Annotated in this window: 15 protein-coding genes and 1 pseudogene; 7 read left to right on the plus strand and 9 right to left on the minus strand. The window is 65.6% G+C overall.

The features are described from left to right. Positions 1 to 54 precede the first annotated feature (54 nt). On the minus strand, positions 55 to 447 hold the full coding sequence (locus ACUZUJ_RS00170; RefSeq protein ID WP_229298500.1) for a hypothetical protein: 393 nt from the start codon (positions 445 to 447) through the stop codon (positions 55 to 57). 451 nt (positions 448 to 898) lie between these two features. Here ACUZUJ_RS00170 and ACUZUJ_RS00175 point away from each other — a divergent pair, with 451 nt between their 5' ends. The 3 genes and pseudogenes from ACUZUJ_RS00175 to ACUZUJ_RS00185 all read left to right on the plus strand — a co-directional run bounded on the left by ACUZUJ_RS00175 (position 899) and on the right by ACUZUJ_RS00185 (position 3,070). Then, positions 899 to 1,432, plus strand: coding sequence for a cyclin-dependent kinase inhibitor 3 family protein (locus tag ACUZUJ_RS00175; RefSeq protein ID WP_229298581.1), 534 nt, complete (start codon positions 899 to 901; stop codon positions 1,430 to 1,432). A 120-nt stretch (positions 1,433 to 1,552) separates the two neighbouring features. After that, positions 1,553 to 2,407, plus strand: a pseudogene (locus ACUZUJ_RS00180) (PA0069 family radical SAM protein); the annotation flags it as partial. Between the two features lie 42 nt (positions 2,408 to 2,449). Next, positions 2,450 to 3,070 carry a hypothetical protein gene (locus ACUZUJ_RS00185; protein WP_233490818.1) on the plus strand — a complete coding sequence of 207 codons (621 nt, stop codon included), beginning with the start codon at positions 2,450 to 2,452 and terminating at the stop codon, positions 3,068 to 3,070. 11 nt (positions 3,071 to 3,081) lie between these two features. Here the strand turns inward: ACUZUJ_RS00185 and ACUZUJ_RS00190 are convergent, their stop codons facing one another. The 3 genes from ACUZUJ_RS00190 to ACUZUJ_RS00200 all read right to left on the minus strand — a co-directional run bounded on the left by ACUZUJ_RS00190 (position 3,082) and on the right by ACUZUJ_RS00200 (position 6,465). After that, a complete protein-coding gene (locus tag ACUZUJ_RS00190) occupies positions 3,082 to 3,792 on the minus strand; it encodes a 2OG-Fe(II) oxygenase (RefSeq protein ID WP_014035427.1) in 711 nt (236 codons plus the stop codon). 107 nt (positions 3,793 to 3,899) lie between these two features. Continuing rightward, entirely contained in the window at positions 3,900 to 4,916 is a 1,017-nt protein-coding gene (locus ACUZUJ_RS00195; protein WP_101764629.1) for a class 1 fructose-bisphosphatase, read from the minus strand. 346 nt (positions 4,917 to 5,262) lie between these two features. Next, positions 5,263 to 6,465, minus strand: coding sequence for an amino acid aminotransferase (locus tag ACUZUJ_RS00200; protein WP_101764630.1), 1,203 nt, complete (start codon positions 6,463 to 6,465; stop codon positions 5,263 to 5,265). 171 nt (positions 6,466 to 6,636) lie between these two features. On the opposite strand from ACUZUJ_RS00200, the gene ACUZUJ_RS00205 reads away from it, so the two are divergent. After that, complete coding sequence (locus tag ACUZUJ_RS00205; protein WP_458220289.1) at positions 6,637 to 8,727, plus strand: TonB-dependent receptor family protein; 2,091 nt, start codon at positions 6,637 to 6,639, stop codon at positions 8,725 to 8,727. A 143-nt stretch (positions 8,728 to 8,870) separates the two neighbouring features. On the opposite strand, the gene ACUZUJ_RS00210 is transcribed toward ACUZUJ_RS00205, so the two are convergent. Continuing rightward, positions 8,871 to 9,215, minus strand: a complete 345-nt coding sequence (locus tag ACUZUJ_RS00210) for a hypothetical protein (RefSeq protein WP_049446800.1) — start codon at positions 9,213 to 9,215, stop codon at positions 8,871 to 8,873. Between the two features lie 146 nt (positions 9,216 to 9,361). On the opposite strand from ACUZUJ_RS00210, the gene ACUZUJ_RS00215 reads away from it, so the two are divergent. The 3 genes from ACUZUJ_RS00215 to ligD all read left to right on the plus strand — a co-directional run bounded on the left by ACUZUJ_RS00215 (position 9,362) and on the right by ligD (position 13,331). Beyond that, positions 9,362 to 9,760, plus strand: coding sequence for a hypothetical protein (locus tag ACUZUJ_RS00215; protein WP_014035432.1), 399 nt, complete (start codon positions 9,362 to 9,364; stop codon positions 9,758 to 9,760). A gap of 154 nt (positions 9,761 to 9,914) precedes the next feature. Then, a complete protein-coding gene (gene ku / locus ACUZUJ_RS00220) occupies positions 9,915 to 10,835 on the plus strand; it encodes a non-homologous end joining protein Ku (protein WP_049446799.1) in 921 nt (306 codons plus the stop codon). A gap of 3 nt (positions 10,836 to 10,838) precedes the next feature. Continuing rightward, complete coding sequence (gene ligD, locus ACUZUJ_RS00225; RefSeq protein ID WP_458220288.1) at positions 10,839 to 13,331, plus strand: DNA ligase D; 2,493 nt, start codon at positions 10,839 to 10,841, stop codon at positions 13,329 to 13,331. Positions 13,332 to 13,395: 64 nt separating this feature from the next. On the opposite strand, the gene ACUZUJ_RS00230 is transcribed toward ligD, so the two are convergent. From ACUZUJ_RS00230 to ACUZUJ_RS00245, 4 genes are all read right to left on the minus strand, one after another. Then, the gene (locus ACUZUJ_RS00230; protein WP_014035435.1) at positions 13,396 to 13,788 is read right to left on the minus strand and encodes a hypothetical protein; all 393 of its coding nucleotides are present in this window, start codon (positions 13,786 to 13,788) and stop codon (positions 13,396 to 13,398) included. Positions 13,789 to 13,915: 127 nt separating this feature from the next. After that, positions 13,916 to 14,944 (minus strand): alcohol dehydrogenase AdhP, encoded by a 1,029-nt coding sequence (gene adhP / locus ACUZUJ_RS00235; protein ID WP_014035436.1) that lies wholly within the window; start codon positions 14,942 to 14,944, stop codon positions 13,916 to 13,918. 96 nt (positions 14,945 to 15,040) lie between these two features. Continuing rightward, positions 15,041 to 15,679, minus strand: coding sequence for a bifunctional 4-hydroxy-2-oxoglutarate aldolase/2-dehydro-3-deoxy-phosphogluconate aldolase (gene eda, locus ACUZUJ_RS00240; RefSeq protein WP_101764634.1), 639 nt, complete (start codon positions 15,677 to 15,679; stop codon positions 15,041 to 15,043). 117 nt (positions 15,680 to 15,796) lie between these two features. Further along, on the minus strand, positions 15,797 to 16,387 hold the full coding sequence (locus tag ACUZUJ_RS00245) for a cysteine dioxygenase family protein (protein ID WP_101764635.1): 591 nt from the start codon (positions 16,385 to 16,387) through the stop codon (positions 15,797 to 15,799). Positions 16,388 to 16,606 lie beyond the last annotated feature (219 nt).

The following is a 16,606-nucleotide window of genomic DNA, read 5'->3' on the forward strand; positions in this document are numbered from 1 at the left end:
CGGCCAACATTGGGTGGACAGCGCGCTCAGGCCGCTACAGCGCGGCAGGTGTCGTCAGACGATCGGAGGTCTGAATGGCGAGCCGCGATGACCAGAGGGCTCATCGACGGAGTGCAGGCCGGGCAGTAAAGATGCCGGCGGAACAGTTGCTAGGTTCAGATTCGAAGACACCAGCATGCCGGCAAAGCTCACATCGGCCTGGTGAAGGACGCTGTGCACGCCCGATGCATGCTTCGGATCTACGTTGTCGCCAGTTCCAGGACCGTGTGAGTGCCCGTGCTCTGCCGTTGCAGCGATGTCGTGCTCGGCAGTATGGAGCTCGCCCTGTTGGATCACGATCGGCCGAACAACGACGCTCAACAGCATCAGCACGAAAAGGCTGAACCGGATGAGTCGACGGTGGCGGGCCGAGAAGGCGGACATGAAAGGAAGAATAGAGGCAGTCAAGCTGAGTTGTCGAGAGCCCTGAGTTGGAGCCCCCCCTGATCCAGTTATGGCTTGGCGCTCGAGGGAGGGCGTCGCTTAAGCCCACTCCGATCAGATCGCATTGCCTCAGGTATCGCCGCGCCTGCTGCCGCTTCTGGCCGATAGCGGCCGCCCAGTAAGGATGGTGCCGGCCAGAGGCTGGAACTGGGCCTCACTGCTCTCTGGAACCGCGTCCTCCAGGCTCGTTCCAACGTCGAATGGGGCCTGGCCCCTCTCTCAGGCGTTGGGCGATTCTGCGCTGCTTATGGGATTCAGTAAGACCATATCCGTACCACTAGGCTCACCGTTGGACTTTCAGGTTAAAAGGGCGCAGCGTTCGCTTCTCGCCCAACAGGGCCATTGATTTCGGAGAGCGCAGGTGAGCAGAACAAGTAATTCTCATCCACTGCAGATTGCGACGCTGCCTATCGGCGTGAATGGCGGTGCGATCGGCGTTACCTTTGCACCGGGAAAATATCAGGACGTCGCAATGACGGGGTCTTGGGCCCGAGACTTGGATATCGATCTGGCGTCGATAGTCGCGTGGGGAGCACAGCATCTGATCACGTTGATTGAGCCGTGGGAGTTCGAAGAGCTACGAATTACCTCCTTGGCAGAGCGTGCCAAAGCGCATGGCTTGATGTGGCACGGCCTACCGATTAAGGATGGTGCGGCTCCTGATGCACGGCTGCTTCTGCCATGGCAATCCACAGGACCCCAGTTCGCAGCCGAGCTCTTGTCCGGAAGCAGGATCGTGGTGCACTGCAAAGGAGGCCTAGGGCGAGCGGGGACCGTGGCGTCGATGCTTCTCATTGACACGGGCTGCGCTCCAGACGGCATCGATGCGATCGCTAAGGTGCGCTCGGTGCGCCCTGGTGCAGTGGAGACTGCGGAGCAGGAAGAATTCATCCTGAATTGGCCTGCTCGCAGAGCCTCAAGTCTGGGGGTAGTCGCAATGCCCGGCTAACCTACCCTTTACCGCCTTGGGCTGGAATACAAGAGGACGGAACTCCGCAGGTAGTCTGTAGGGAAGCCGCCGTAGGGGACGCAGTGCTGAACACTTTTCCTCGAACACATATAGTGTTGGTGCTCGTACTGCTTTGCACGCCCCTCGCATGCCTATCTGAATCTGTCGCCGGGCCTGGACTTCGAGACCAAGCTGTTCGCCAAGACCAATGCGCCGCAACTGCTGCGCAAGGAACTGTCGAAGCCGGGTTACGTGCCGCAGCCGATCGCGCTGGGCATCAACACCGATGCGTACCAGCCGATCGAACGCAAGTTCAAGCTGACGCGCCAACTGATTGAAGTGATGCTGGAGACCAAGCATCCGTTCTCGCTGATCACCAAGAACGCACTGGTCGAGCGCGACATCGATCTGCTCGCGCCGCTGGCCGCGGAGAACCTGGTCAGCGTGCATTTCTCGGTGACCTCGCTGGATCCGCATCTCTCCGCGAAGCTGGAACCGCGCGCATCAGCGCCACATGCACGGCTGCGCGCGATGAAACGCCTGCATGACGCTGGCATTCCGGTCGGTGTGATGGTGGCGCCGGTGATTCCGTGGATCAACGACAGTGAGCTGGAAGCCGTGCTGGAGGCCGCACACGATGCAGGTGCGAGCACCGCCGGCTACGTGCTGCTGCGCCTGCCGCTGGAAGTGGCACCGCTGTTCCGCGACTGGCTGGATACGCACCATCCCGATCGCGCTGCGCATGTGATGAGCACCATCCAGCAGCTGCGTGGCGGCAAGGACTACGACAGCCGGTTCGGCACCCGCATGCGCGGCCCGGGCGTATATGCCGATCTGTTGAACAACCGCTTCAAGCTGGCGCGCAAACGGTTGGGATTCAATGCACAGAACAGCCACTGGCCGAAGCTGGATTGCAGCCGGTTCCAGAAGCCGCTGCCGCCGAAGAAGGATACGCCGCAGGGCAGTCTGTTCTAGGACGCTGGACCGCAGTGCGACCCACCGGTAACAATCCAAGCCTTGCCGCATCGCCTGGTGTTGTACACGATGAAATGCAGTCACTGCTTCCGTGCCAGTGGTCTTCTTCTATGCCTTGCGACCCTGCAGGTCCAGGCCCGCGCCCTGCACGAATGCATCGTCGTTCCGCAGGCCACGGTCGTCACTGACATGCCGGCTGGCCTGGACGAGTTCGAACAGCGTTTGTGGACAGCAAATGCGGGTCAGGTGGTGAGCAAGGGCACCGACACCCTTCTTCTGCTTCGCCTGTTCTCGGAATCACCGGGCGTGATGGATTCCCAAGAGTTCACCAAGGTCACCGGTATCCTGAAGGGATACACTCCGTCCGCTGAAGGGATTCCGGAGGTGCTCGACGCACGCATGACCAGTGGTGGCGCGGGCTTCGCGCACAAGGGAGACTACTGGTTGTCCGATTCGGCGGATATCGAGCTACATCGACCGCACAAGCGCGATAGTCCGATGGAAGTCAAAGTGACGTCTGTCGGATGGAACAGCTATCGAAAAGAAGACCGTTCCTTCTATCTCCAGTTCACCTGTCAACCCAGGGAAATCCCCGTCGAGAAGCTCAGTGCCTGGCAAGGTGGCAACGGCAATCTCTGGCGGTCTTTTGGACCGACCAAGTAGCTGCGACAGTCTCACCCTCCCCCAAACAACTTCTGCGCACTCTGGAACAGGATCCAGCTGGTCGCGATGAACTTGTCGCCACCCTGTGGCCGGTTGCCACGATGGGTGTGGGTGAATGCCGTCGGGGCGATCAGCAGGCTGCCGGTGCGCGGCGCGATCTTGCGCCCCTGGAACAGGAATTCGGTCTCGCCTTCGTCGAAGTCGTCGTTGAGGTACAGCGTCCACAGTACGTGCCGGTGCAGGGTCTCGGCCTGCGCATCCTTCGGGTACAGCTCGCAGTGCCAGTACGGGTAACCGCCCTCGCCTGCCGCATACCACTGCAGGTTGATCGCGCCCGGGCGCAGGCAGGTGCGGGCCAGATCGGCCAGCTGCTGCGGCGGCATGTCGGGGAAGTCCTCGGCAGACAGGCGTCGCGGTTGGCCGTTGCTGTCCTGGATCTGCAACATCAGCGGCGCAATCAACGCCTGTGGATAACGGCGTAGATAAGTCAGCAGGCCGTTGAACACCGCAATCTGCAGCTGCTGATCAACATCCTGCCAGCCGTCCAGGCCACTGATGCGCAGATCCTTGCTGTGCTTGAGTTCCGGGAACACGCCACTGCCCACCGCACCGGGCTGCAGGCCACGCGTGGCGCGCAGGCGTTCAACGATGGCGGCGCAGACCTCGCTGGGGACGGCGTTGTGGATGACTTCGATAAAATCGACCGGGCCCTGCTCGTGCATGCGTGCATTCCTTAGGCGGCAACGGCTTGATGGTGCCGTTTGCCGCCCTCGGTGTCACCCCACGGTCATGTCATCGTTCTGCCACGACCGCTGTCGGAGGAACTGCCTCAGCCCTGCGCGTCGTCGTGCGCGTGGTGGTAGCGCACGGCCTCGGCCACTTCCTCGCGCGAACCGAGGAACACCGGCACGCGCTGGTGCAGCTGGTCGGGCTGGATGTCGAGGATGCGCTCGCGGCCGGTCCAGGCAGCGCCGCCGGCCTGTTCGACCAGCAGGCCCATCGGATTGGCTTCGTACATCAGGCGCAGTTTGCCGGCCTTGGACGGATCCTTCTTGTCCCACGGGTAGATGAAGATGCCGCCGCGGGTCAGGATGCGATGCACGTCGGCCACCATGCTGGCGATCCAGCGCATGTTGAAGTTCTTGCCGCGTGCGCCTTCCTTGCCCGCCAGCAGGTCGCCGACGTACGCCTGCATCGGCGCTTCCCAGTGACGCTGGTTGGACATGTTGATGGCGAATTCCTGGGTGGCCGCCGGAATCTGCATGTTCTCGGTGGTCAGCACGAACTCGCCCTTCTCGCGGTCGAGGGTGAAGGCGTGGGTGCCATGGCCGACGGTCAGCACCAGCTGGGTGCTGGGCCCATAGATGCAGTAACCGGCGGCGATCTGCTTGCTGCCCGGCTGCAGGAACGCGTCATCGCCCGGCAGTTCGACGTTGGTCGGGCAGCGCAGCACCGAGAAGATGGTGCCGACGGAGACGTTGACGTCGATGTTGGAGCTGCCATCGAGGGGATCGAACAGCAGCAGGAAATCACCGCGCGGATAGATGTCCGGCACCGGCTGGCTGTGGTCCATTTCCTCCGAGGCGCAGGCGGCGAGGTGGCCACCCCAGGCGTTGGCCTCGAGCAGGATCTCGTTGCTGATGACGTCCAGCTTCTTCTGCGCTTCACCCTGCACGTTGCCGGTACCGGCGTCGCCGAGCACGCCACCGAGGGCGCCCTTGCTGACGGCGATGGAGATGCTGGTGCAGGCGCGGGCGACGACCGCGATCAGCTGGCGCAGGTCGGCATTGATGCGGCTGGCGTGCTGTTCCTGGATCAGGAAGCGGGTCAACGAAGTACGGGACATGAGCGGGCAGGTCTCGGCAGCGGGAAAACGCCTATTGTCGCCCGTATGGCGGGGCCGTGCGTGAGCGCGGGAAGGCGTAATCGTTTCCAGATGCGTTGCGCTCGTGGCGCCTTCCTTTTGTCGAGGCGCGTGGAAGGGGGAGGCGATGCAGGACACGCTGCAAGTACGTCCATGTAAGCTCGATGGCGCCATCCATGGCGCCAACGGTCCTGCATCACCTCCCCCTCCCACGCGCTTCAGGGTTCGCCGCGAGCGCGGTGGGGATGGCAAAGGCAAGAGCAAGAGCAAGAGCAAAAAACAAAGGCGCCTTTCGGCGCCTTTGTCTTCAAACCACTGGAGCGTTGCTTCAGCCCTTGGCGACGGTGGCCACGGCCTTGGCGACGTATTCCAGGTTGTTCTGGTTCAGCGCGGCCACGCAGATGCGGCCGGTGCCGACGGCGTAGATGCCGAACTCGTCGCGCAGGCGCTCGACCTGCTCACGGCTCAGGCCGGAGTAGGAGAACATGCCGGCCTGCTCGTTGATGAAGCCGAACTGCGGTGCACCTGCAGCGGCCAGCTTCTCGACCAGGCCATGGCGCAGGGCGTGGATGCGCTCGCGCATCTCGGTCAGCTCCTGCTCCCACATCGCGCGCAGTTCCGGGTTGGTCAGCACGCCGGCCACCAGTGCAGCACCGTGGGTGGACGGGCTGGAGTAGATGGTGCGGATCACGCGCTTGACCTGCGACTGCACGGCCTTGGCGTCCGCGGCGGTCGGCGCCACCATCGACAGCGCACCCACACGTTCGCCATACAGCGAGAACGACTTGGAGTACGAGTTGGCGACGATGAAGCTGTCGATGCCGGCTTCGGCGATGATGCGCACGGCGGCGCCGTCCTGCTCGATGCCCTTGTCGAAGCCCTGGTAGGCCATGTCGATGAAGGGGAACAGCTGGCGGTCCTTCAGCAGCTGTGCCACCTGCTTCCACTGGCTGACCGTGAGGTCGGCACCGGTGGGGTTGTGGCAGCAGGCATGCAGCAGCACCACGGTGCCGGCGTCCAGCTTGCCCAGGTCGGCCAGCAGGGCATCGAAGTTGACGCCATGGGTGGTCGGGTCGAAGTAGGAATACTCCACCACCTCGAAGCCGGCCGCGCTGAACACGGCGCGGTGGTTTTCCCAGCTCGGGTTGCTCAGCGCAACGGTGGCGTGCGGCAGCAGCTTCTTCAGCACGTCGGCGCCGACGCGCAGCGCACCGCTGCCACCGACGGTCTGTGCGGTGGTGACGCGGCCGGCGGCCAGCAGCGGCGAGTCCTTGCCGAACACCAGCTCACGCGTGGCCTGCGTGTACGCCGGCAGGCCATCGATCGGCAGGTAGCCGCGCGGTTTGGCTTCAGCGGCAAGCTGCTGCTCGATCTGCTTGACGGCGCGCAGCAGCGGAATGCGGCCGCTCTCGTCGTAGTAGATGCCCACACCCAGGTTGACCTTGGTCGGGCGGCTGTCGGCGTTGTACGCCTCGGTCAGGCCCAGGATCGGGTCGCCTGGGACCAGTTCCACGTTTGCAAAGAAGGACACGGCGGTACTCGTTCGGTAGACGGAAAGGGGGAGGAAGTGCGCTACGCGGCTTGCGGCTTTTCGGCCGGAAACAGCCCATCGTAACAAAGCCTGCCGGGGCTGGCCGCCGCCATCGTCATCCGCGGCCCCGTACCATGGCGTGCGTTGCCGCCCGATCCATCAACCTGAATCATGAATCCTGCCGCACACCGCCGTTGCCTGCCGTTGTCCGCCCTGCTGCTGTCGCCCTGGGCGGCCGTGGCCGAGCCCGCACCGACCGCCCTGCCCAGCGTGCAGGTGCAGGCTGCGCGGGTGCCGGGCATCGACCCGTTCGCGCTGCCCGCCAGCCTGGATACGGTCTGGATCGATGCCAGCCGCGCCGGCGCCGGCGCGCAGTTGTCCGAGGCGTTGGCCGGGGTCCCGGGCCTGGTCGCGCGCGACCGGCAGAACTTCGCGCAGGACACGCAGCTGTCGATCCGTGGCTTCGGTGCGCGCTCGACCTTCGGTGTGCGCGGGGTGCGGGTATTGATCGACGGGGTACCGGCGACCATGCCCGACGGCCAGGGCCAGCTGTCGCACGCCAGCCTGTTGGGCGCCGAACGCATCGAGGTGCTGCGCGGGCCGTTCTCGGCGCTGTACGGCAATTCCTCCGGCGGCGTGCTGCAGGTGTGGAGCGCGCAGGGCCAGCCCGGCGACCCGTGGCGGCTGCGGCTCAATGCCGGTGCCGACAACACGCTCAGCGTCGGCGCGCAACTGAAGGGTGCCGGCCGTGTTCTGGATTACAACATCGCCGCCAACCACTTCCGCACCGATGGCTGGCGCGACCACAGCCGCGCGCGCCGTGAATCGCTCAATGCGCGCATCGGTGGTGATCTGGGCGGTGGGCGGTTGGAGCTGCTGCTCAATGCGCTGGATGCCCCCGATGCGCAGGACCCGCTGGGCCTGAGCCGTGCCCAGGTGGCGGCGGATCCGCGCCAGGCCACCGCCGTGGCGCACCAGTACAACACCCGCAAATCGGTGCGCCAGCAGCAGGCCGGTCTGCGCTGGACCCGGGAGACCGGGGCGCAGCGCTGGCAGCTGATGGGCTATGCCGGCCAGCGCGCGGTGACCCAATACCTGCCGATTCCGCCGGCTGCCCAGGCCAACCCAATGCATGCCGGCGGGGTGATCGATCTGGAGGGCGGCTATGGTGGGCTGGACGCGCGCTGGGGCTGGCACGGCGACTTCGCCGGCCGGCCGCTGGACGTGGTGGCCGGGCTCAGCGCGGACCGGCAGCGCCAGCACCGCACCGGCTTCGAGAACTTCATCGGCCGTACGTTGGGTGTGCGCGGGCGCCTGCGCCGCGACCAGATCGACACCGTGCAGAACGTGGACCAGTTCGCCCAGGCCTGGTGGCAGTGGAGCCCGCGCTGGTCGTTGCTGGCGGGCGTGCGCCACAGCGCGGTGCGCTTCGCATCCGACGACCGCTACATCGTTGGCGCCAACCCCGATGACAGTGGCCGCCGCCGCTACCAGGCAACCACGCCGGTGGCCGGGATCAGCTTCGAGGCCAGCCCGCAGTGGCGCCTGCATGCCGCCGTGGGCCGCGGCTTCGAGACGCCCACCTTCAACGAGCTGGGCTATCGCGCCGATGGCCAGGCGGGCTTGGCGCTGGATCTGGCGGCGGCGCGCAGCCGCAGCCTGGAGGTGGGCAGCAAGTGGCGCGCACAGGATGGAACCCAGCTTGATGTCAGCCTGTTCCGCGCAGATACCGACAACGAGCTGGCAGTTGCCAGCAACATCGGAGGTCGCAGCACCTATCGCAACATCGGCCGCACCCGCCGCGAGGGCGTGGAACTGCAGTACCGACAGCCGCTGGCCGAGCAGTTGGAGCTGCAGCTGGCGTGGACCTGGCTGCAGGCGCAGGTGCGTTCGCCGTACCTGACCTCGAATACCCTGGTTGCTGCCGGCAGCCGCCTTCCCGGGGTACCGCGCCAGCAGGCCTTCGCCCGGCTGCAATGGTCACCCGGCGAGTGGCAGTGGGCGCTGGAGGCCGCCGCCAGCAGCGATACCGTGGTCAACGACGTGGCGACCGAACGCGCGCCCGGCTTCGCCCTGCTGCATCTGGAAGCCGGGCGTCGCTGGACCCTGCCGGGTGGCGAGCTGCGCGCCTTCGCCCGGCTGGAGAACGTGCTGGACCAGGCCTATATCGGCTCGGTGATCGTCAACGATGGCAACGGGCGCTTCTACGAGCCGGGGCCAGGACGGCGGGCCAACGTCGGCCTGCAATGGTCGTGGCGCTGAAGTGGTAGTACCGGCCGCTGGCCGGCATCGCGCCGTGCAGGACGTCAGGAAGTTGCCGGCCAGCGGCCGGCACTACCCGTAATTCGGTGGCCCTGGCGGCATCGCGCCGTGCAGGACGTCAGGCCAGCGGCCGGCATTACCTTTCAATCGGGCGCCTTGGCCGGCACGAAGGGTGAGGTCGGGTCGCTGGCCGGGAACGTCTCCTCCAGCGCCTCGTCCTGGTTGTCGCTGGCGCGCTGCTTGCGTTCGCGGCGCTTGAGCGGGCTTTCCTGGCCGCCGCGATGGCGGTCGCCACCGTCCTTGCGATCCTGGGCCGCCTGTTCAGCCTCGTGCTTCACCGGCAGATGCTCTCCGGCGTGCGAGGCATCGAAGAACGGCGCGCCGGTGCCGCGGTAGTCGGCATTGTCGGCATCGTGTTTGCCGCGCTGCTCGCCGGGAATGGGCGGATGGTTCGCGCGCAGCGGATCGCGGGAGGTCTCTCGGCTCATGGTCTGGCTACCTGCGCTCGGGGTTCCCACTACACCGCGCCACAGGTAAAGCCACCGCGAACCTGGCGTCATGAACATCTCGCTCACCCCCCGGTAACGGTACCGCGCGTATTCCTGCCCACCCGCCCCCGCTGCAGGAGCCGGCCATGCCCCGTCTTGAACGACCCGCACCGTCCGTGTTCAACGCCCTGCTCGATCCGCTCGGCCAGCGCACCGCGCAGCGCCGCACGCGTCGCCATGAGGATCCGCAGGCGGTGGCCCAGGACTACCTGCAATACATGCTCAGTGATTACGAGGAACGTCGCGGGCAAAGCCATCGCAACTGGCGCGACCTGTGCCCGGTCTATGCCTTCGCGTTGACTACCCATGCTGCCGACTGGCCGCGCGGTGATGCCGCCGATACCTGCGAGGAACTGGCTGAGCACTGGGAGCAGATGCGCGGGCAGTCGCGGCTGGGCTGGTCGCAGGCACGGCCGGTGGTGGAAGACGCCTGGCGTGCGCTGGACCATATTCCGGCGGCGGCAGTGAGGCCGTTGCTGCAGTAACGCTGGGGTTCTGCGTACACGCGCGGGTGTGCTGTGGTTGCCGGCCAGCGGCCGGCACTACCGTTTTCCGTAGAAGCCACCTGCACGACATCGACACGGCCGGTTTACACCGCCCGGAACACGCTGGGCACCCTGCCCCATCAAAGGTGCGCCCATGGCCCGCCCGATCTGGACCGGCACGCTGTCGTTTGGCCTGCTCAACGTGCCGGTGTCGCTGATGTCCGGCGAACGGAAGGTCGATCTGCAGTTCCGCATGCTCGACTCGCGCGACCGCAAGCCGATCCGGTTTGAGCGGGTCAATGCCGATACCGGCGAGGAAGTGCCCTGGAAGGACATCGTCAAAGCCTACGAGTACGACAAGGGGAGCTATGTCGTGCTGGAGGAAGGCGATATCCGCTCGGCAGCACCGGAAAGTCACGAAGCGGTGGAAGTGGAATCGTTCGTGGATGCGGCGCAGATCGACCCGCGCTACTACGAGAAACCGTATCTGCTGGTACCCGGCAAGAAGGCCGAAAAGGGCTACGTGCTGCTGCGCGAGACCTTGCGCAGCACCGGCAAGGTGGGCATCGCACGGGTGGTGGTGCGCACGCGCGAATACCTGTGCGCGGTGATGCCGCATGAGGATGCGCTGGTGCTGATGATCCTGCGCTATCCGCAGGAACTCGTGGATCCCGAGGACTACAAGCTGCCCACCGGAAAACTCTCCGACTACCGCATCAGCAGCAAGGAAACGGCAATGGCAGAGCAGCTGATCGAGTCGATGGCCGGTGATTGGGACCCATCCCAATACCACGACGAGTTCCGCGAGCGACTGCAGCAGGTGTTGAACAAGCGCATCAAGTCCAAGGGCGGCACCACCCGGGTGGAAGATGAGCCCGCACCACGCGAGGACGCCACCACCAATGTGGTTGATTTCATGGCGCTGCTGCAGAAGAGCCTTGATGCGAACAAACGTACGCCGGCGAAGAAGACCGCAACGCGCAAGGCAGCCACAAAGTCGACGGTGAAAAAGGCCGCAAAAAAGGCGACGAAGAAGGCTGCAAAGAAGACCGCACCACGGCGCAAGGCAGGTTGAGCCATGTCGTTGCACCAGTACAGGCGCAAGCGCCGACTTGGAGGTGGCGCCGGGCAGACGCCGGAACCTGACGAAACGCCTGTACGTGCTGATCCCAAGCGGCGGCCGATCTTCGTCATCCAGCTGCACCATGCCAGTTCGCGCCACTACGACTTCCGTTTGGAGATGGACGGTGTACTGAAGAGTTGGGCGGTGCCGAAGGGACCTTCGCTGCGTGTCGGTGAGAAGCGGCTGGCCGTGGAAGTGGAAGACCATCCGCTGTCCTACGCCGGTTTCGAAGGAGACATTCCTGAAGGCCACTATGGTGCTGGCCACGTGGATGTCTTCGATCACGGCACCTGGGCCTGTGAAGGCGATCCACTGCAGGCGCTGGCCGCTGGAAAGATCGACTTCGTGCTGCATGGGCAACGCCTGGCGGGCGGCTGGAAGCTGGTGCGCACGGCAATGAAGGGGCGTCAGGTACAGTGGCTGCTGATCAAGCGCGGTGACGAGGAAGCGCGCGACGCCGAAGCAGACGATCTGCTGGGCGCGCCCGCGCCCGAGCGCGCATCCGCAGTGATGAAGCGCACTGCGGGGAAGACAGGGCGTGCTGTGCCGGCCGCACGCACGTCTACCCGCAAGGCCGATGCACGCTGGCATGCGCGCGCGCTGAAATTGGACGGCGCACGTGACGCGCCCTACCCGCATGGGTTCAAACCGCAATTGACCGATCATCGCGACAGTGCGCCGGACGGCGCGCACTGGCTGCACGAGATCAAGTGGGACGGCTATCGCCTGTTGGCCGATCTGCATGACGGCGAGGTGAAGCTGCGCTCACGCAATGGCCTGGATTGGACCGATGATTTCCCCGAGGTGGTGCAGGCCGTGCGGGCGCTGCCGGTGCGTGATGCGCGCCTGGACGGTGAGCTGGTGGTGCTGGACCCGGAAGGGCGCAGCGATTTCGCAGCGCTGCAGCGCGTGATCGATGGAAGCTCGAAGCAACCACTGCGCTACATCGTGTTCGATCTTCCGGGTGTGGCCAACGCGGACATCAGTCGTGCGCCATTGCTGGAACGCAAAGCGCTGCTGAAGGATCTCATCGGACCCATGCCGGGCATCCTGGCCTTCAGCGAACATGTGATCGACCACGGCCCGCAGGTGTTCGATGCCAGTGGCGAGGCGGGATTGGAAGGCATCGTCAGCAAGCAGGTGGACGCGCCGTACGTGAACGCCCGCGCCCGCAGCTGGGTGAAGGTGAAGCATGAAGACACCGACGAGTTCGTGATCGTCGGCTATACGGCGCCAAAGGGTTCACGCGTGGGCTTCGGATCGTTGCTGCTGGCAACGCCGGACAAGGAGGGCCTGCGCTATGTTGGCCGCGTCGGTACCGGCTTCGATGACGAGAACCTGCGCGCGCTGCTCAAGGCACTGCAGCCACTGGCAGTAAAGACGCCTGTGCTGCAGCTTCCGGCGCATGTACCGTTCCGCGCCGCCAGCGTGCGCTGGGTGAAGCCAGTGACGGTGGCGGAAGTGGCGTTCCGTGGCTGGGGCAAGGAAGGCCTGCTGCGCCAGGCCAGTTTCAAGCGGCTGCGCAGCGACAAGCAGAAGGAGGACCTGGGAATGAGCACAGCAACGGCAGATGATGAAGTCGGAGGCGAGGTCCAGATCACTCATCCGGAGCGGGTGGTGTTTCCCAGGCAGAGACTAGGCAAAGGCGACGTGGCCGACTATTACCGGCGCATGGCGCGCTGGATCCTGCCCGAGATCGCCGGACGGCCGCTGTCACTGTTGCGCTGCCCCGATGGGGTCGGCAAGGTCTGTTTCTTCCAGAAGCATCATGGCCCCGGCCTGGGTGACGCGGTGCATGCGGTGCCCCTGCAGCAGAAGAGCGGCCGCGAGGACTATGTCTATATCGACGATGCGCGGGGCCTGCTGCAGCTGGTGCAGATGAACACGCTGGAGCTGCATCCATGGGGTGCGACCGTGGCCGACCCGGAGCATCCGGATCGACTGGTGTTCGATCTCGACCCTGGTGACGGCGTCAGCTGGGCACAGGTGAAAGCCGGTGCACGCGATGTGCGTGACCGCCTGCAGCAGGCAGGTCTCGAGAGCTTCGTGCGGCTGTCCGGTGGCAAGGGCGTACATGTGGTGGTACCGCTGCAGCCCAAGGCTGGCTGGGACGAGGCGAAGGCATTCTGCGAAGCCTTTGCGCAGGCAATGGCACAGGAGCAACCTGATCGCTATGTGGCGACGATGAGCAAGGCCAAGCGCAGTGGCGTCATCTTCATCGACTGGTTGCGCAACACCCGGGGGGCCACCAGCGTGTGCTCGTGGTCGCTGCGCGCGCGCGATTCCGCCGGTGTGGCAGTGCCACTGCGCTGGGAGGAGCTGGCTCGTATCAGTGCCGCCGACGCATTTCCCATGGGCAAGGCGCTGGCGAGGGCGAAGCGCTTGAAGGGTGACCCTTGGCGGGGCATCGAGCGGTTGAAGCAGACGCTGCCGTCGCTGAAGCGGTAGCGCCGGCCGGCAACAGTAGGATGGCCGAGGTTGCCGGCCAGCGGCCGGCACTACCTGTATATGCTCAGCGCGGATCGCGCGAGGCGCGACGGCCGAACCACCAGCCGACCAGCAGTTGCAACGGCAGCGATGCCAGCAGCGAAATGACGAACCAGAACGGGAAATCCGCACCGGCCGTCCACATGGCGTAGCCACAGCCCAGCGCGATCAGCGACCAGATCGAGAAGCCATGCGAACGCGGCCAGCAGGGGGCGTAATAGGTGGCGAAGGAAATGCCGGCGATGCCACCGAGCACGCTGAAGGTGAGATCCCACCCCAGCTGCACACTGTTGTTGTCCGGCGACAGGCCCAGCAGCGGAGGCAGCCAGCTAGCGACGCTGCTGACCAGCGCAAGCGACAGCACGCCGCCGATCAGGGCGACGATGGACAGGAACAGGGTCTTGAGCAGGCCGGGCATGCGCGCATTGTACGGCGGCGCGAAGTGCCTGGGGTTGCGGGCCGGCGGCCGGCACTACCGATGGATCGGCATGGCCGCCGCGTCCGTGGGAGAGGGGGACGGAGCGACGGCGGCCATGCACAGGCGGTCAGGCGGCGAAATCGAGCACCACGCGGCCTTCGATGGTGCCCGCATGCATGCGCGCGAACACGTCGTTGATGTTTTCCAGGCGGTCGGTGCTGACCGTGGCCGCAACCTTGCCTTCGGCCGCGAACTGCAGCGACTCCTGCAGGTCCAGCCGGGTGCCGACGATCGAGCCACGCACGGTGATGCCGTTGAGCACCATGCCGAAGATGTCCAGCGGGAAGTTACCGGGCGGCAGTCCGTTGAGCGAGACGGTGCCGCCACGGCGGACCATGCCCAGCGCCTGCTCGAACGCCTTCGGCGACACCGCGGTGACCAGCGCACCGTGCGCGCCGCCGATTTCCTTCCTGAGGAAGGCGGCCGGATCGGTGGTACGCGCGTTCACGGTGATCTGCGCGCCAAGCTGCCGGGCCAATGCCAGCTTGTTGTCGTCCACATCCACCGCAGCCACGTTCAGGCCCATCGCGCGAGCGTACTGCACCGCCATGTGGCCCAGGCCACCGATGCCGGAAATCGCCACCCAGTCACCGGGTTTGGTGTCGGTGACCTTCAGGCCCTTGTAGACGGTCACGCCGGCACACAGCACCGGCGCGATCTCGACGAAGCCCACGTCCTTCGGAAGCAGGCCGACATAGTTGGCATCGGCCAGTGCGTACTCGGCGAAGCCGCCGTTGACCGAGTAACCGGTGTTGCGCTGTGTCTCGCACAGCGTTTCCCAGCCACCCAGGCAGTGTTCGCAATGGCCACACGCCGAGTACAACCAGGGGATGCCGACCCTGTCGCCTTCCTTGACGTGCCCTACCCCGCCTCCCACGGCCACGACGTGCCCCACGCCCTCGTGGCCGGGGATGAACGGCGGGTTCGGTTTCACCGGCCAGTCGCCCTCGGCGGCGTGCAGGTCGGTGTGGCAGACGCCACAGGCCTCGATCTTGACCAGCACCTCGCCCGCCCCCGGGCGCGGTACCGAGACTTCCTCGATCACCAGTGGCTTGCCGAACTCACGCACGACAGCGGCCTTCATGGTCGAATTCATGTTCGGATCTCCGTAGTGCGCTTGCCCACAGAATGACGCCGGCACGAGGCCGGCGCTTTGATCACGATCAAACCTTTGAAGATTCGTGGAGCGGGTTCAGCTGGCCAGCACGGACGCCTCGCGGGCGAGGCGCTCGATCGCGTCCCAGTCGCGGGTCTGCAGCAGCGCCGGGGTGGTCAGCCACGAACCGCCCACGCACAGCACGTTGGGCAGGTGCAGGAACTGCGGCGCGGTCTGCGCACTGATGCCACCGGTCGGGCAGAAGCGCACATCGGCGAACGGGCCGTGCCAGGCCGCCAGCAGCGCAGCGCCACCGGCCTGCACCGCCGGGAAGAACTTGAAGGTGTCGTGGCCGTGCTCCAGGCCCAGGATCAGGTCCGAGGCGGAGGCCGCACCGGGCAGGTACGGCAGGTCGGCATCACGCGCGGCCGCATACAGCGCCGGTGTTGCACCCGGGGAGACCGCGAAGCGCGCACCGGCCTGCTTCGCTGCCTGCATCTGCGCGGCGTTGAGTACGGTGCCGGCGCCGATCACCGCATCCGGCACAGCCTCGACCATCGCCTTGATCGCATCCAGCGCCTGCGGCGTGCGCAGTGTCACTTCGATCACCGGCAGGCCGCCGCGGAACAACGCCTGGGCGACATCGACCGCTTCATTCACATCTTCGGGGGTGTACACCGGGATCACCGGTGCCAGCTTCAACAGCGCGCGCAGGCGCGGATCAGCGCTGGACATCGTCTTGCTCCTTGCCCGACCGGGCATCGCGGATCGCTGCCGGGTCCGGCAGCGCAGCGGCGCATGATGCCACGTGGATCGCGAAGGTGCTGGCAGCACCCTGCCCCCGTGCCTGGCTCAGGCGGGGTCGGCCTGCAGTGCCTGGATGCGGCGCTGGTACCAGTCGCCGCCGAGCGGGTCGAACACCGCCGAGCGCTCCATCTGCGCCTCGTACACGTGCACCGAGATCGCCAACGCGTCATCGCTGGCGTTGCGCAGGGTGTGATACTCGTGCGGCGGGATCAGGCTGCCGGCACTGCCGAAGCCCCCGCGCAGCGCGGCGTGGCGGTGGAAACGCCAGCGCTCGCCGGCGCGCTCCAGCAGCTCGTAACGGGTGATCTCCAGTTCGCCCAACCACACTCCCTCCACACACCACATGGCATCGTGGTCGTGCAGCGGCGTGCCCTGCCCTGGGCCCCAGCTCATGGCAATCACGCTGTAGCCGTGTTCGCGGCTGTGGTACAGCGGACGTCGCGCGTAATGATCACTGACCGGCCGATGCACGCATTCGGGCAATTCGATGCGGCTGTCGGTTATGGCTTCCTGCAGCGCCAGCTGCAGGTCGGCGGTGATGCGCCCGGCATCACCGGAGGTCATCGCCGCGTCGACCGCGGCGATCAACCGGTCGCGGCCACGGAACGGCGGAAACGGAGAGGTCTGCAGGTCCATGCACCTGACTGTAGCGGAGCATGGTTAAGGGAATGTTGGCGTTCGCGCGCGTCGCGTCCGCATTCAGGGTGAACACGCGCGGAAGAACGGTTCAGATGCAGAGGCAGTAGAGCGATCACAATGGAACCTCGCGCAGCAGAACGTGTCGAACACGACACGATTCAGATCCGCTGCGACATTCCGCAACTTCGCGCCCGACGGGCGCAAGGCTAGAATTCT

The sequence above is a fragment of the Stenotrophomonas sp. S4 genome, assembly GCF_054187805.2.